The organism is Ruegeria sp. H7 (assembly GCF_056532945.1).
In genome coordinates this window covers 1-14,925 of sequence record NZ_JBQFNZ010000019.1, presented here as the reverse complement: position 1 = coordinate 14,925, position 14,925 = coordinate 1, and the positions used below count along the sequence as shown (strand labels likewise).

At 60.0% G+C, this 14,925-nt stretch carries 14 protein-coding genes; 9 read left to right on the top strand and 5 right to left on the bottom strand.

All coding sequences use genetic code 11. The features are described 5' to 3' along the window. Window positions 1-145 precede the first annotated feature (145 nt). Both ACR0AC_RS21140 and recR read left to right on the top strand, forming a co-directional pair. On the top strand, window positions 146-490 hold the full coding sequence (locus ACR0AC_RS21140; protein ID WP_039529126.1) for a YbaB/EbfC family nucleoid-associated protein: 345 nt from the start codon (window positions 146-148) through the stop codon (window positions 488-490). A 61-nt stretch (window positions 491-551) separates the two neighbouring features. Further along, the gene (recR, locus tag ACR0AC_RS21135) at window positions 552-1,145 is read left to right on the top strand and encodes a recombination mediator RecR (protein ID WP_480780935.1); all 594 of its coding nucleotides are present in this window, start codon (window positions 552-554) and stop codon (window positions 1,143-1,145) included. A 20-nt stretch (window positions 1,146-1,165) separates the two neighbouring features. On the opposite strand, the gene ACR0AC_RS21130 is transcribed toward recR, so the two are convergent. After that, the gene (locus ACR0AC_RS21130; RefSeq protein WP_170455119.1) at window positions 1,166-1,606 is read right to left on the bottom strand and encodes a hypothetical protein; all 441 of its coding nucleotides are present in this window, start codon (window positions 1,604-1,606) and stop codon (window positions 1,166-1,168) included. A gap of 417 nt (window positions 1,607-2,023) precedes the next feature. Here ACR0AC_RS21130 and ACR0AC_RS21125 point away from each other — a divergent pair, with 417 nt between their 5' ends. Then, a complete protein-coding gene (locus tag ACR0AC_RS21125; RefSeq protein ID WP_170455121.1) occupies window positions 2,024-2,512 on the top strand; it encodes a hypothetical protein in 489 nt (162 codons plus the stop codon). Here the strand turns inward: ACR0AC_RS21125 and ACR0AC_RS21120 are convergent. Together ACR0AC_RS21120 and ACR0AC_RS21115 are read right to left on the bottom strand one after the other, a co-directional pair. Beyond that, complete coding sequence (locus ACR0AC_RS21120) at window positions 2,509-3,168, bottom strand: ribonuclease T2 (protein WP_170455123.1); 660 nt, start codon at window positions 3,166-3,168, stop codon at window positions 2,509-2,511. The two genes, ACR0AC_RS21125 and ACR0AC_RS21120, sit on opposite strands and share 4 nt — an antisense overlap. Window positions 3,169-3,291: 123 nt before the next feature. After that, window positions 3,292-4,311 (bottom strand): hypothetical protein, encoded by a 1,020-nt coding sequence (locus ACR0AC_RS21115; protein WP_480875935.1) that lies wholly within the window; start codon window positions 4,309-4,311, stop codon window positions 3,292-3,294. Between the two features lie 484 nt (window positions 4,312-4,795). Between ACR0AC_RS21115 and ACR0AC_RS21110 the strand changes: the two genes are divergently transcribed. Both ACR0AC_RS21110 and ACR0AC_RS21105 read left to right on the top strand, forming a co-directional pair. Continuing rightward, window positions 4,796-5,560, top strand: a complete 765-nt coding sequence (locus ACR0AC_RS21110) for a DUF1013 domain-containing protein (RefSeq protein ID WP_170455127.1) — start codon at window positions 4,796-4,798, stop codon at window positions 5,558-5,560. A gap of 53 nt (window positions 5,561-5,613) precedes the next feature. Next, on the top strand, window positions 5,614-6,003 hold the full coding sequence (locus ACR0AC_RS21105) for a hypothetical protein (protein ID WP_170634318.1): 390 nt from the start codon (window positions 5,614-5,616) through the stop codon (window positions 6,001-6,003). 55 nt (window positions 6,004-6,058) lie between these two features. Here ACR0AC_RS21105 and ACR0AC_RS21100 read toward each other — a convergent pair whose 3' ends face one another. Both ACR0AC_RS21100 and ACR0AC_RS21095 read right to left on the bottom strand, forming a co-directional pair. Continuing rightward, on the bottom strand, window positions 6,059-7,090 hold the full coding sequence (locus ACR0AC_RS21100; RefSeq protein ID WP_480875931.1) for a permease: 1,032 nt from the start codon (window positions 7,088-7,090) through the stop codon (window positions 6,059-6,061). Beyond that, window positions 7,083-7,391: a winged helix-turn-helix domain-containing protein gene (locus ACR0AC_RS21095; protein ID WP_170455133.1), complete on the bottom strand. Its 309-nt coding sequence runs from the start codon at window positions 7,389-7,391 to the stop codon at window positions 7,083-7,085. Before ACR0AC_RS21095 ends, ACR0AC_RS21100 begins: the two co-directional genes overlap by 8 nt. Window positions 7,392-7,522: 131 nt before the next feature. On the opposite strand from ACR0AC_RS21095, the gene pdxR reads away from it, so the two are divergent. The 4 genes from pdxR to ACR0AC_RS21075 all read left to right on the top strand — a co-directional run bounded on the left by pdxR (window position 7,523) and on the right by ACR0AC_RS21075 (window position 14,802). Further along, window positions 7,523-8,983: a MocR-like pyridoxine biosynthesis transcription factor PdxR gene (gene pdxR, locus ACR0AC_RS21090; RefSeq protein WP_170523981.1), complete on the top strand. Its 1,461-nt coding sequence runs from the start codon at window positions 7,523-7,525 to the stop codon at window positions 8,981-8,983. 125 nt (window positions 8,984-9,108) lie between these two features. Continuing rightward, window positions 9,109-10,887 carry a sulfoacetaldehyde acetyltransferase gene (gene xsc, locus ACR0AC_RS21085; RefSeq protein ID WP_170737878.1) on the top strand — a complete coding sequence of 593 codons (1,779 nt, stop codon included), beginning with the start codon at window positions 9,109-9,111 and terminating at the stop codon, window positions 10,885-10,887. A 5-nt stretch (window positions 10,888-10,892) separates the two neighbouring features. Continuing rightward, complete coding sequence (pta, locus tag ACR0AC_RS21080) at window positions 10,893-11,900, top strand: phosphate acetyltransferase (RefSeq protein WP_480875927.1); 1,008 nt, start codon at window positions 10,893-10,895, stop codon at window positions 11,898-11,900. An 88-nt stretch (window positions 11,901-11,988) separates the two neighbouring features. Continuing rightward, a complete protein-coding gene (locus ACR0AC_RS21075) occupies window positions 11,989-14,802 on the top strand; it encodes a molybdopterin oxidoreductase family protein (protein ID WP_480875924.1) in 2,814 nt (937 codons plus the stop codon). The last annotated feature ends 123 nt before the right edge of the window (window positions 14,803-14,925 follow it).

The following is a 14,925-nucleotide window of genomic DNA, read 5'->3' as shown; positions in this document are numbered from 1 at the left end:
CGGGCAAGGCCCGCGCGCTGCCGGGCCCAACGGAAGGAAAGGTCTTGCCAAAGACCTTGACGACGGGCGGGAGCATTTCTGACCCCTTGTGCCATGCCATCGCGGCCCGTATTTAGGCATCAAGCAAAGATACAGGAGAATACGGATGCTCAAAGGACTCGGCGGTCTGGGCGATATGGCCAAGATGATGAAATCCGCGCAGGATTTGCAGACCAAAATGACCGACATGCAGGAAGAACTGAACACCATCATGGTGGTCGGTGAGTCCGGCGCAGGTCTGGTCAAGGCAACCGCCACCGCAAAAGGCGAACTCAAAGGCCTGGACATCGACCCATCGATCTTCAACGGCGACGACAAGGAAGTGGTCGAGGATCTGATCCTGGCCGCGATCAAGGACGCACAGACCAAAGCGGCCGAGCGTTCGCAGGCAGAAATGGCCAAACTGACCGAGAGCATGGGCCTGCCCGCAGATATCAAGCTGCCGTTCTGATCTTCATCTTTTCCCAAATACTCCCGCCGGAGGCTTCCTCCGGCGTCACACAGGACAGGCCGTGAGTTCGAACAGCGACATTGACAACCTGATCGACCTGATGGCCAAGCTGCCCGGCCTCGGCCCCCGTTCGGCCCGCCGCGCGGTGTTGCACCTGATCTGCAAACGCGCCCTGCTGCTGACGCCCCTTTCGGACGCCATGCAGCAGGTCGCCGTCACCGCCCGCGAATGCCTGAATTGCGGCAATGTGGGCACCACCGACATCTGCGACATCTGCAATGACGAAGCCCGCGCGACCGGAGAGCTGTGCGTGGTCGAGGACGTTGCCGACCTCTGGGCAATGGAACGCGCCGGGGTCTTCAAAGGTCGCTACCACGTTTTGGGCGGCACGCTGTCTGCGCTGGACGGGGTCGGGCCGGACGAATTGCGCATTCCCCGTCTCAAGGACCGGGTGCTGGCCGAGGGGATCACCGAGGTCATTCTGGCCCTGAATGCCACGGTCGATGGCCAGACAACCGCCCACTACATCGCGGACCAGTTTGAGGGGCAGGTGCGCCTCACCTCATTGGCGCAGGGTGTGCCGATTGGGGGCGAGTTGGACTATCTGGATGACGGGACGATTACGGCAGCGTTGAGGGCGCGGAAGGAGTTGTAACCGGACATGAGAGGCAAGCGTCAATACATGCCGCCCGTTTCGTCAATTAAGATTGGTGGTCCAAAATAATCCGCCCTAAAGCTGATCCTCATACCGCCTAGGTTTTCTATCCTTAACGTCAAACCAAGCGTTTCATTTCTGAACGAACCTTTTAGGGACCCTTCAAAACCGTCAATACTACCGACCCACCCGTTTGCTTCGGACAACTTGTGCTCAGCCCACTTCTTTAGTTCTTCAACGCGTGTCCCGTCCAATAACAGCTCGGGCCAACTCGTGTTCTCGCAGTTGTAAACACCGTAGCCCGCATATGGGCTGCCCTCAGTTGCATAGGGCCAGTCAAAAACGTGCAATCGAGCTGCGAAATCACCTAAAACAAGATAGAACCCGTGGTGGTCTCCTTCCTTGCCGTCAGGTGTCCCGCCATTCCAAGCACTTTCACTTTTGGTCAGGAAGTAACCCAAGCAGACATCTGCTTCCCAAACCGCAAGATCCGAACTTTCAAACGGCTGCCATTCTTGGTCCCAGATAGGTGGTCAAGCAGAGATGGCCCCCTTCGGCATTCGTAGGTTTCGCAATACTCATGGGGTTCTAAAAAATACTTTTTGTAATCGTTGGAATCTGCGGAGACCGACGAAACGGCTGCTGCAGAAAAAGTACAAAGCACAAAAAGAAACCTGCTTGCTAGCATTCGGTAATACCTGTTTTGAAGATCAAACTGCTTTTGCCGGAGCAAAAAACCGGCGTTCAGTAAAAACTCACATCCGAATTAGGTTCGGTCAATCCAATAATCCGGCACAGCAATTAGATAACATCTTTGTTCAGCTTTGCGTGTCAAATAGAGTTCTGACTGAGCTAAAATTGATTCTGGATAAAACATAATGACCCGCCTTCTCGCCCTGACCCTCGCCGCCTTCACCGCCACCTCTACCCTCGCACAAGACCTCGTCGACAAAGGCTTTGTCGAAGGCTGGAACATCATGATGGACCCCGCGCTTGGAAACGGGTGTCTGATCCAGACGGTGTATCAGGACCTCTCAGTCGTCAGGCTGGGCTATGACGCGCTGGACAATCGCGGGTATTTCACCGTGTTCAACAAGGCCTGGGGCGAGATTGAACCCGGCCAAAGCTATCCGATCCGGTTCGAGCTGGACGGCAAAAGCTTTGATGCCACCGCAATCGGCTTCAAACAGGATCGTGTCCCCGGCGCGACCGTGTTTTTCACCGACCGGGATTTTGTCGCGGCGATTGCGCAGAACAAGACGATGACTGTCTATAACCCCGCAGGCGAAACCGTGATGGCAATTGATCTGAAAGGTACCGCGAAGGCGCTGGAATACGCGCGGGAGTGTCAGAACAAGACGCTCTAACGTACCGGATCGAACAGCGCGTCCTTGGCGGTGCAGTCCCGGATCACATCCCGCCCGCAGGGCACCGGGTCCAGTTCGCGGGACAGGCACAGGCGGACCTCTTCGATATAGCCTTGCTTGCAGGTGATCGTGATCATGTCGCGTTCCAGCCCCGGATTGGCCTTCAAGAACGCCTCTTCCACCACCGACGCGGGCAGTTTGACCGTTGCATCCAGCTTCCGGAACACTTCGGGCCGCTGAACACGGTCATAAGCCTCTCGCGACAGGGCGAAATAGGCAGGCGCGGACAGGCCCGAGCAGGTTCCGTGTTTCTTCCATTGGTGCCATGCAAGACCAGCGCTGCCCTGAATATCCTCCATCCCGCGGGTCATGGAGCGGGACGGCTGAGCCTCGGGCGTGCGGCAATAAGACGGCCAGCCCTGATGGAATTGCGGCCAGAGCCCATGCAGAATCCATCCGTGATCATGCCGCGCATCGCATTGGTCGGACCCGCGCGCATCCCCTTCGCGGGCGCACCAGTTCGGCGACCAGCTGAGCGACAGGACATAGTAGTCAAATTCTCCGGCAGGTTCGCCATCTGCTCTCAGAACTGTGGGGGTTGCCACAGTGGCGGCAAATGCCAATGCGGCTGCAAGAAAGGTCAGAAATGACTGCATGAGGGGTATCGCGCCTGTAGAGCCTTGGGTATCGGCCAATTTAGCCGTCAAACCAGTGCGTAAGGCAAGGCCCATTCTGGCCACAGAATCGGCGCGCCGAATGTCCGGCACGCCAACGGGGGTTCAGAATTCATAAGCCAGCAGCGCGCCCAGTGTCTGGGTTTGCACACCCTCCTCATCGCCATAGCGATAGGCCAGCGACACACCCAGATTATCGGCCAGCGGCCATTCGGCAGATACGGTTGCCAGCGTATCTGTCCGAGCATTCTCGACATCGCGCACCGCAAAAACGCCGGACAGAATAACCGGGCCAACCGGAACCGCAGCGCCCAGCGTTGCGTAAGTGGCCGAGTCCGGGCGGCCGTCGAATTCATCGAAATAGGCAACCTCGCCCAACAGCTCGACCTCGGTGCCGCCCGCGTCCAGCAGATGAACCAGCCCGAAGACAACGCCGGACTGGTCGGCCTGATCGCCTTCACCGGCGGCCTGTTCCTGTACCGCCAGCGTGTAGGCCGTGTTGCCGATCTCACCCGCCAGCGACAGGGTAACGGATTCAATGTCGCTGGTGTTGGACACACCGCCATCCTCCAGGCGCGTTTGCCCGCGTTCGGTGAACAAAGAGTTGCTGAGGAATGTGCGATCTGTGGTGAAGGCTGCCAACGTCAACTCATGCTCACCGCCCAGCCCCGAGAAGGGCACGCTGACCGAGGCACCAACCCGTTCGGTGATCTCGTAATCTTCTGCAAAATCAACGCCAAAGACGCCCGGTGCCAGATCCCAGGCAAAGCCGAAGCTGGGGTTGAATTTACCCAGTGCAACTGCGGCTGATCCGAAATCATAACCAAAATACAGCTCTTCTGCGTAAAGGCCCTGATCTTCGAAAAAGCGGTCATTGGTGGCGTCTTCGACCGGCTCGAACACCAATGTGGATTGTAGCGAGAACCGGTCGGTGAACTGATAGCCGAACGCGCCCTCGATGGTGGCGAAGGTATCGATCAGTTCGGCATCAGGATCGTCGGCGTCAAAGGTAAAGTCGCTTTCCAGTTCGACGCTGATTTCGGATGAAAACCGGCTGTCCTGAGCAAGTCCGGCGGTGGCAAGAACGAAGAACGGCAAGCTGAGAAGGCTGCTTGTGCGTGTCATGTAAGGAATCCTTTTTGGGTTCCTGTTCAGGTGATCTCCAAAGGACCCAGCCGGATCGCATGCGGGCACGCGCAACCGGAGCGCAGTCTTATGCGGCACCTAAGTGTTGGTCAGGGACGATTTGGAAATCCTGGCTGAACAGAACGAACCTGTTTGGCGTGGTCCCGCCATATGATCCCGGCCCTGGGGCATGTCAAATTGCGGCGCTCGTGATAGAGACCTTACTAACTGACTGTAATCAATCAATATTAGCCAAAACCTCACGGCCCACTGCACAAGATCACACTGCGACGTGATGGGGCGTGACAGGCTTTGAAGCGGGTGGCGTTGTGCCCAACCAACAGCCGGGCGCATTCGGCCCTTCCCTTCTGGCCGTTGCCCGACTATATACGGGCCAAGTTCCCCGACAACGGAAACCTGCCCCATGACCTCGGGGCCGCCGAATTCCGGCGACGGGACAGATGTATGTATAGGAGACGGGCTGATGGCAAAACCGCTTATGGCCAAGGCTACCGCCGTATGGCTGGTGGACAACACCACGATCAGCTTCAAGCAGATCGCGGATTTCGTAGGTATGCACGAGCTGGAAGTGCAGGGCATCGCCGATGGCGACGTGGCTGCTGGCGTGAAGGGCTTTGACCCGATTGCCAACAACCAACTGACGCAGGAAGAGATCGACGCCGCGCAGAACAACCCGCTGCACAAGCTGAAGCTCAAGTTCAACCCGTCTGCGGCTGGCGAGGAAAAGCGCCGTGGCCCGCGTTATACTCCATTGTCCAAACGGCAGGACCGTCCGAACTCGATCCTGTGGCTGGTCAAGTTCCATCCGGAACTGAGCGACGGTCAGATCGCCAAGCTTGTGGGCACCACTAAGCCGACCATCCAGTCGATCCGCGAACGCACCCATTGGAACATTGCCAACATGCAGCCCATCGACCCGGTTGCGTTGGGCCTGTGCAAACAGTCCGAACTGGACGCCGTGGTGCAGAAGGCCGCCGCGAAGAAAGCCGCCGAAGGCGGCGTCATGAGCGATGATGAGCGCCGCAAGCTGGTCTCGACCGAGCAGTCGCTTGAGATGGACGCGGCTCCGAAGATTCCGACGGCCATTGAAGGGCTCGAAACCTTCTCGCTGTCTGATGACCCGGAAGACGAGAAAGAAGACAGTGATCCGATCGTGGACGCCGACAGCTTCTTCAACCTGCCCAAAGGCGGCGGGGACGAGGAAGACGAGGATGATCTGCGCCCCTGATCCTGTGTGAGCCCCGGTCCGATCCGGCCGGGGCACTGTCCTGAGGGAACCTCATGCTGAGCGTATTGTCTGCAGTTTTCGGCCCGCATCGCGCCGTGTCGATCTATGCCTTTCTGAAAACCTGGGGGCTGGGTCTGGCAGCGGCTGTGGTGATGGTGATCATCGTCAGCGGTCTTTACCTGCTGGGGGATGATGGCAAGCACGAACATCACTCGTTCATTACCGTACCGGTGCTGTCCGCAACCGCGATCAATGGTGATCTGAAGAACGGCGTCATCGCCTCGGTCCGGCTGCCGGACGGGACGGCTGCGTCGATCACTTCGACCGAAGCGCCGGTGTCCCAAACGGTGGGCACCAGCGCCTGTGTTGAAAAACGGGTTTACGTGGAAAGCGGCGAGCCCAGATACAGGTTCAAACTTCCCAAGTTCTGCGAACCCGGCTGATCCGGGCCGCACCCAACAAAAACCGCCCGGACCATGCGCCGGGCGGTTTTTTCGTTCAAATCATCTGGAACAGGATCCCGGCGACGATTGCCCCGCCGACCCCAAGGCCAAGATAGGTGGCGAAGACGCGTGGTTTCACCAGCGACCAGACCGCCGCCATAGCCGGGATCGAACTGACCGCACCGGCAACCATAAAGGACATCGCGGCCCCTGCGGTCATCCCCTGCTCCATCAGCCCGGCCAGAAGCGGCGGCGCCACATAAGAGTTCAGGTAGGCCGGCATCCCGACCAGCGCCGCGACCACGATGGGCAGCACGCCTTCGCCGCCCACAACGCGGGCAATCAGGTCGGCGGGCACGTAGCTGACCAGCAGTGCTTCGAGAACATAGGCCAGCGCCAGCCATTTCAGCAGGAAGACGCCGTTATGCACGAACTCAGAGCGGAATCGCTGACGGCGCTCGGGTTCCTGCCAGAATTTCCAGACCGGCTTGTCGTCCAGTTTGGGGCCGCAGCCGCAGCATCCGGCGGGCTTGTATTCCCGCAAGGGCTGGGCAAATGCGCCGCTGCGCATCAGCAGGCGGACGGCGAACCCTCCGAACAGGCCCAGCGCCACAGCGGCTACGGCCTTACCGGTGGCAAAGGGCCAGCCTAACGCACCCGCAGTGATCAGCAATGTCGGCGGGTCGATCAGCGGAGAGCTGAGCCAGAACGCCATCACCGCAGACAGCGGCGCACCCAGCGCCAGCAGCCCGGCGATGAAAGGAATGACCTCGCAGGAACAGAATGGCGCAAGGCCACCGAACAAGGCCGCCAGCAAGATCATCCGGGTCTCGCGGCCTTCAAATGCGCGCGCCACCATGACCTCGGCCCCAGTGGCCTTGAGGTAGGACAGCAGTAGAACGGCAAACAGGATGTATTGGCCCGTATGCGCCAGCGCTTTGGCTGCAAAGGTCACAACCTCAACCCAGTTGCCCGGATCCAACAGCGCCACCAGCGCCAGAATCGCAACAATCAGCGCCCAGGGTGTCTTGATCAGATCCAACACGGCTTTGGCCGAGACCTTCGGGCTTTGCGTCAAATCAGCCATCGTTCGCGGCCTTCCCTACCTCATCGGCGCAGCATTCGCTGAGAATGAACTGCGCCAGATTTCGCAACTCGTCAAAGCAGGCGCGGTTGATCGTGCTGCGCCCGATTTTCTCCTGCTCGACCACACCACCAGCGGCCAGAAACCGCAGATGATGCGCCAGAGTCGATGGCGCGATTCCCGTGCGGTTCTGGATTTCGCCCACTGTCAGACCGGCCTCACCGGCGCGGACAAGCGTTTTCAGAACCTTCAGCCGCGCCTCGGACCCCATGGCCGAAAACCCTGCGGCAGCTGTTTCCCACATCTGAACTCTCCATTAAACTAGATTTCTAGTTATTTAGGTTGATTCCCTGTGCCCGTCAATCCGCACTGCAAATTTTCGGGAAAACCGTAAGTCCAGATTGCCCCACCAGTAAGTCCAATCTATAAGCGCCTATGGCAATCTCAATCGACACCTTCTTTCTTGAGCTTAACGGGCAAGGCACGCTGCAGGCGCAGATCCAGCAGATGATCGCCGAGGGCATCCTGTCCGGGCGGTTTCACGTGGGAGAAAAGCTGCCCTCATCCCGCAAACTGGCGGCGCATCTGGGTGTCAGCCGGATCACTGTCACGCTGGCCTATACCGAGCTTCTGGCGAATGATTATCTGACCGCAAAGGGGCGATCTGGCTATTACGTATCCGAGAATGCGCCCGTGCCGCCAAAATACACGCCGGTTCAGCGCAGCCAGGAAAATGTCGACTGGGACAATGCGCTGGCGCGCCGGTTTTCCGGCGGTGACATGCTGGCCAAACCCAGCGACTGGCGCACATATCGCTATCCTTTCATCTACGGGCAGGCCGACCGGACGCTGTTCGATCACGCCAACTGGCGGCTCTGCGCGGTGCGGGCACTGGGGCACAAGGATTTTGATTCCCTGACCGCCGACTATGCCGATCAGGACGACCCGCTGCTGGTCGAATTCATTGCCCGCCACACTCTGCCACGCCGGGGCATCACTGCCCGACCCGAAGAGATTCTGATCACGCTGGGGGCCCAGAATGCGCTGTGGCTGGCGTCGCGCATCCTGCTGGACCGCGGGCGCACGGCTGCGATTGAAGACCCGTGCTATTACGCGCTGCGGGAATTGCTGACCCATTCGGGCTGCACTATCGAGCCGATCCGCGTGGACAGCGACGGGCTGCCGCCTGCGGCTCTGCCCGAAAGCACCGATGTGATTTTCACCACCCCCAGCCATCAAAGCCCGACAACCGCAACCATGCCCGTCAGCCGCCGGACCGAACTGCTGGAACGCGCCCGTGCCCTGAACGCGATGATTGTCGAAGATGATTACGAGTTCGAGATGGCCTACCTGAGCGCGCCGTCCCCCGCGCTGAAGTCGATGGATCGCGACGGGCGCGTGATCTATGTCGGCAGCTTTTCGAAATCGCTGTTTCCGGGGCTTCGGCTTGGCTACATGGTCGGGTCCGAGTCCTTTATCCGCGAAGCGCGCGCGCTAAGGTCGCTGGTGCTGCGCCACCCGCCGGGGCATGTGCAGCGTACGGCGGCCTATTTCCTGTCGCTTGGGCATTACGATGCGCAGATCAGGCGCATGTCCAACGCGCTGGCAAAACGGCGGGCCGCGCTGGATGACGCCGTGCAGACTCATAAGCTGGGCGTGGCCGGGCGCGGGCTGCTGGGTGGGTCCTCCATCTGGATGAAGGCCCCCGAGCATATCGACACCACGCAGCTTGCCCGAAGGTTGCAGGATCAGGGCGTGCATATCGAACCGGGCGAGCCCTTCTTTTCGGGCGCAGACCGCCCCAAGAACTACTACCGGCTGGGTTATTCCTCGATTGCGCCCGAACGCATCGCCCCCGGGATCAAGCAAATTGCCGATTCAATCCGGGCTGGTTAGGTCCAGACTGGATATATTCCGCTTTCCCGTCTGGCCCTAACGCCGACTGCACCCATGCGCCAAAACCATATCAAAGGCTGGGCAATGCACCCGGCCCAATTCACTCATGATTGGAGAGCGCACCGATGAAAATGACCACGGAAGAAGCCTTTGTTAAGGTTCTGCAAATGCACGGGATCGAACATGCGTTCGGGATCATTGGCTCGGCGATGATGCCGATCTCGGACCTGTTCCCGAAAGCCGGGATCATGTTCTGGGACTGCGCCCACGAGGGTTCGGGCGGTATGATGGCCGACGGTTACACCCGCGCCACCGGCAAAATGTCGATGATGATCGCGCAGAACGGCCCCGGCATCACCAACTTCGTGACCGCCGTTAAGACCGCTTACTGGAACCACACCCCGGTTCTGCTGGTCACTCCGCAGGCGGCCAACAAGACCATCGGTCAGGGCGGCTTCCAGGAGATGGAGCAGATGCGCATGTTCGCAGACTGCGTTGCCTATCAGGAAGAAGTACGTGACCCGTCGCGCGTGGCCGAGGTTCTGAACCGCGTGATCATGAACGCCAAGCGCGCCAGCGCCCCGGCGCAGCTGAACATCCCGCGCGATATGTGGACCCAGGTGATCGACATCGAACTGCCCAAGATCGTCGATTTTGAACGTCCTTCGGGCGGTGAAGATGCGGTTGCTGCGGCGGCCGAAATGCTGTCGAACGCAAAGAACCCTGTCATTCTGAACGGTGCCGGTGTTGTTCTGGCCGACGGCGGTATCGAAGCGTCGAAAGCCCTGGCCGAGCGTCTGGACGCACCGGTTTGCGTTGGCTACCAGCACAATGACGCCTTCCCCGGCTCGCACCCGCTGTTTGCTGGCCCGCTGGGCTATAACGGCTCGAAAGCCGGTATGGAGCTGATCAGCGAAGCTGACGTGGTTCTGGCCCTCGGCACCCGTCTGAACCCGTTCTCGACCCTGCCCGGTTATGGCATCAACTACTGGCCGACAAACGCCAAGATCATTCAGGTCGATATCAACCCTGACCGCATTGGCCTGACCAAAGACGTCAGCGTTGGCATCATCGGTGACGCGGCCAAAGTCGCCAACGGCATCCTGTCCCGCCTGAGCGACACCGCAGGCGACGAAGGCCGTCAGGAGCGTAAGGACCGCATCGCCCAGAAGAAATCCGCATGGGCGCAGGAACTGACCTCGATGACCCACGAGGATGACGATCCGGGCACCACCTGGAACGAGCGTGCCCGTGCAGCCAAGCCTGACTGGATGAGCCCCCGCATGGCGTGGCGCGCCATTCAGGCCGCGCTGCCGAAAGAGGCGATCATCTCGTCCGATATCGGCAACAACTGCGCCATCGGCAACGCGTACCCTGCGTTCGAAGAAGGCCGTAAATACCTGGCCCCCGGCCTGTTTGGCCCCTGTGGTTACGGCCTGCCCGCCATCGTCGGCGCGAAAATCGGCCAGCCGGACGTTCCGGTTGTGGGCTTCGCCGGTGACGGTGCATTTGGCATCGCAGTGAACGAACTGACCGCAATCGGCCGCGAAGAGTGGCCCGCCGTGACTCAGATCGTCTTCCGCAACTACCAGTGGGGTGCGGAAAAGCGGAACTCGACCCTGTGGTTTGACGACAACTTCGTCGGCACCGAGCTGGACACCAAAGTTTCTTATGCCGGTATCGCGCAGGCCTGTGGTCTGAAAGGCGTCGTTGCACGCACTCAGGACGAGCTGACCGCAGCGCTGAACCAGGCGATTGAGGATCAGAAGAACGGCATCACCACCCTGATCGAAGCCATGATCAACCAGGAATTGGGTGAGCCCTTCCGCCGTGACGCGATGAAGAAGCCGGTTGCTGTTGCAGGCATCGACGGCGCAGACATGACCCCGCAAGCCGAGGCCTGATCGCAGTGAAGCCCCTGCGTCAAATTCTTGGGGCTGCGACCAGTTCCAAAAAGATCATCGCCCTTGCCGAGGGCGATGATCCACGTGTTGTAGAAGGTGCGCTGAAAGCGCGTGCCGAAAACGCCGCCGACATCATCCTTGTGGGCGATCAGGCCAAAGTGACCGCTCTGCTGTCGGAAATGGGCGGCGCCGATGTTGACGGGATCGACATCCACGACCCGGCCACATCCCCCCACACGGATCGGTTCGCCGCGGCCTACTATGAGCTGCGCAAACACAAGGGCATGACGCCCGAAAAAGCGCAGGACGTGATCAAAAGCCGCCTGAACTATGCCGCGATGCTGGTCCATCTCGGGCTGGCCGACGGCACCGTGGGCGGCGCGGTTGAAACCACCTCGGATACCGTGCGCGCAGCTTTGCAGATCATCGGCAAGGCCCCGAATGCCCATATGGTGTCCAGCTTCTTTCTGATGATCTACGACCGTGACCACCACGCGGTTCAGGGCGTTCACCTCTTTGCCGATTGCGGTCTGGTCGTTGATCCCGATGAACGGGAACTGGCCGAGATCGCACAGGCATCGGCTGCGTCCTACCATGTACTGACCGGAGACGCGCCGCGCGTTGCCATGCTGTCCTTCTCGACCAGCGGCAGCGCCAATCACCCCAAAGTTTCAAAGGTGATCGAAGCCACCCGAATCGCCAAAGCCGCCAGCCCGGATCTGCTGATCGACGGAGAGTTGCAGTTCGACGCCGCCTATGTGCCCGAAGTAGCCAGCAAAAAGGCCAAGGATTCCCCTCTGGAGGGGCAGGCGAATGTATTTGTCTTCCCCAACCTCGATGCCGGAAACCTGGGCTACAAGATCGCGCAGCGCATCGGCGGGGCCGAGGCCATCGGGCCGGTGCTGCAAGGCCTGGCGAAACCGGCAAACGACCTGTCTCGGGGTTGCTCTGCCGACGATGTGCTGCACATGATCGCAGTGACGGCAGTGCAGGCGCAACAGCCTGAAACCTAGAACCAGCCCGGACAAAAACCGGGCGACACAACGACTTTGACCTGACCGGAATGCCAGGAGGGTCTGATAACCAGCAAAAGGGACGTACATGAACCAGCCCGTTATCGACACCAGCCCCAAAGTCTCGGACGAGGTGCGGAAGACCACTTGTTACATGTGCGCCTGTCGCTGTGGCATCAATGTGCATATGAAGGATGGCAAGGTCGCCTATATCGAAGGCAACCGCGATCACCCGGTCAACAAGGGCGTGTTATGCGCCAAGGGCAGTGCCGGGATCATGCAGGTCAACGCACCCTCGCGCCTACGCAAACCGCTGCGCCGGGTCGGCCCGCGCGGATCGGGCGAATTTCGCGAGATCGAGTGGGACGAGGCGATCAGCACCGCCGTTGGCTGGCTCAACGAGCTGCACGAAACCGCGCCGCAGAAACTGGCCTTTTTCACGGGCCGCGACCAGAGCCAGAGCTTCACCTCATTCTGGGCGCAGAATTTCGGCACCCCGAACTATGCGGCCCATGGCGGGTTCTGCTCGGTCAACATGGCTGCTGGCGGTATCTACACGATGGGCGGCGCGTTTTGGGAATTCGGCCAGCCCGATTGGGACCATACCAAGCTGTTCATGCTGTTCGGCGTGGCCGAAGACCATGACAGCAACCCAATCAAGATGGGCATCGGCAAGATCAAGAAACGTGGCGCACGGGTAATCGGCGTGAACCCGATCCGCTCGGGCTATAACGCTGTGGCGGATGACTGGGTCGGGATCACACCGGGCACCGATGGGCTGTTCATTCTGTCGCTGATCCACGTGCTGATGAAGGCGGGCAAGATCGATCTCGATTACCTCAGCCGCTATACCAATGCTCCGGTTCTGGTAAATGCCGCAGAAGGGCCAGAAAAAGGCCTGTTCCTGCGCGATGCCGACGGCAAACCGCTGGTGATCGACCGGGCAACGGGCGAACCAACAGCCTTTGACAAACCGGGCGTCCGCCCCGACCTGTCGGCCACCTACGAAAAGGATGGCGTGACCCACCGGCCTGTTTTCCACCTGATGGCCGAAAAATACCTGTCCGACGATCACGCCCCCGAGGCCGTGGCCGAGCGCTGTGGCATCCCGACCAGCCGCATCCGCGCCATCGCCGCCGAAATCGCCCGCGTCGCCTTTGACGAGGCGATCGAGCTGGACCATGAATGGACCGATTTCCGAGGTGAAACCCATTCGAAAATGATCGGTCGCCCGGTCAGCTTCCACTCGATGCGCGGGATTTCGGCCCATGCCAACGGCTTCCAGACCTGTCGTGCGCTGCATGTGCTGCAAATCCTGTTGGGCACGGTCGAGGTTCCCGGCGGCTTCCGCTTCAAACCGCCCTATCCGAAACCGGTCGAGGCGCACCCGACCCCCCATGGCGACCGCCGTCCCGGCCGTCCCCTGAACGGGCCGCATCTGGGCTTTCCGCGCGGCCCCGACGATCTGCTGCTGGATGACAACGACAACCCCATCCGCATCGACAAGGCCTTCACCTGGGAAAACCCGATGTCGGCCCACGGGCTGATGCATATGGTGATCTCGAACGCCGCTGCGGGCGATCCTTACAAGATCGATACGCTGTTCATGTATATGGCGAATATGTCATGGAACTCGTCCATGAACACCAAGGGCGTGATGGAGATGCTGACCGCCAAGGATGATGACGGCAATTACGTCATTCCGAACATCATCTACTCGGATGCCTATTCGTCCGAGATGGTGGCCTATGCCGACCTGATCCTGCCGGATACCACCTATCTGGAACGGCACGACTGTATCTCACTGCTGGACCGCCCGATCTGCGAGGCCGACGCCGCTGCCGACGCAATCCGCTGGCCGGTGATCGAACCCGACCGCGACGTGCGCGGCTTCCAGTCGGTGCTGATCGAGCTTGCCAACCGCATGAACCTGCCCGGCTTCACCAACGAGGATGGCAGCGCCAAGTGGAAGGACTATGCCGACTATATCGTCAACCACGAACGCCGCCCGAATATCGGCCCGCTGGCCGGATTCCGCGGTGAAACCGGCGACAAGGAAGGGCGAGGCGAGGTCAATCCCGACCAGCTGAACCGCTATATCGAAAATGGCGGCTTTTATGTGGCCCACATCCCCGAAGGTGCCGATTACTACAAGCCGTGGAACACGGCCTATCAGGACTGGGCCGTGGGCATGGGCCTCTACGACAGCCCGCAACCCTATCTGTTCCAACTCTACTCGGAACCCATGCGCAAGTTCCAGCTTGCTGCCGAAGGTCACGGGGACCGACAGCCGCCCGAACATCTGCGCCAGCGCATCAAAGACAAGATGGACCCGCTGCCGATCTGGTACGAAACCGACCAGCAGGGCAACGAGGGCTTCACCGTCAACGCCCTGACCCAGCGACCGATGGCGATGTATCACAGCTGGGGCACCCAGAACGCGTGGCTGCGGCAGTTGCACGGGCGCAACCCGCTTTATGTGCCGACCAAACTGATGCGCGAACACGGGCTGAAGGACGGCGACTGGGCCAAGGTCAGCTCTCCGCATGGCGAGATCACCGTGCCGGTTATGGAAATGGCGGCGCTGAACGAAAACACCGTCTGGACATGGAACGCCATCGGCAAACGCAAAGGTGCCTGGGCCCTGCAAGAAGACGCGCCTGAGGCGACCAAGGGCTTCCTGCTGAACCACCTGATCCACGAGTTGCTGCCGGCAAAAGGCGATGGCATGCGATGGGCCAATTCCGACCCGGTGACAGGTCAGGCCGCCTGGTTCGACTTGAAGGTGAAAATCGAAAAGGCCAGCCCGCCGCCAGATACCGAAAGCCAGCCTGAATTTGACGCAATCAAGTCACCCGTCGGCACTGGCCCGAAGGATATTGCATGGAAGGTTGGAAAATGACCCAACTCCATTCTTCTTCTGTTCAAAAATACCTCGGGGGTGAATTGAGCCGCAGGCTCAAGAGGGGGCTGGCCCCCTCCCCGACCCTCACAAGCAGAGGTTCACTGACATGACCCAGCTCCC

Bases quoted from the DNA above. Each gene is read 5' to 3' on its own strand.
- ACR0AC_RS21110 (WP_170455127.1), top strand. From the start codon at position 4,796: ATGGCAAAACCGCTTATGGCCAAGGCTACCGCCGTATGGCTGGTGGAC.
- pdxR (WP_170523981.1), top strand. From the start codon at position 7,523: ATGGCAATCTCAATCGACACCTTCTTTCTTGAGCTTAACGGGCAAGGC.
- ACR0AC_RS21140 (WP_039529126.1), top strand. From the start codon at position 146: ATGCTCAAAGGACTCGGCGGTCTGGGCGATATGGCCAAGATGATGAAA.
- ACR0AC_RS21075 (WP_480875924.1), top strand. From the start codon at position 11,989: ATGAACCAGCCCGTTATCGACACCAGCCCCAAAGTCTCGGACGAGGTG.
- ACR0AC_RS21125 (WP_170455121.1), top strand. From the start codon at position 2,024: ATGACCCGCCTTCTCGCCCTGACCCTCGCCGCCTTCACCGCCACCTCT.
- ACR0AC_RS21105 (WP_170634318.1), top strand. From the start codon at position 5,614: ATGCTGAGCGTATTGTCTGCAGTTTTCGGCCCGCATCGCGCCGTGTCG.
- xsc (WP_170737878.1), top strand. From the start codon at position 9,109: ATGAAAATGACCACGGAAGAAGCCTTTGTTAAGGTTCTGCAAATGCAC.
- ACR0AC_RS21120 (WP_170455123.1), bottom strand. From the start codon at position 3,168: ATGCAGTCATTTCTGACCTTTCTTGCAGCCGCATTGGCATTTGCCGCC.
- ACR0AC_RS21115 (WP_480875935.1), bottom strand. From the start codon at position 4,311: ATGACACGCACAAGCAGCCTTCTCAGCTTGCCGTTCTTCGTTCTTGCC.
- ACR0AC_RS21100 (WP_480875931.1), bottom strand. From the start codon at position 7,090: ATGGCTGATTTGACGCAAAGCCCGAAGGTCTCGGCCAAAGCCGTGTTG.
- ACR0AC_RS21095 (WP_170455133.1), bottom strand. From the start codon at position 7,391: ATGTGGGAAACAGCTGCCGCAGGGTTTTCGGCCATGGGGTCCGAGGCG.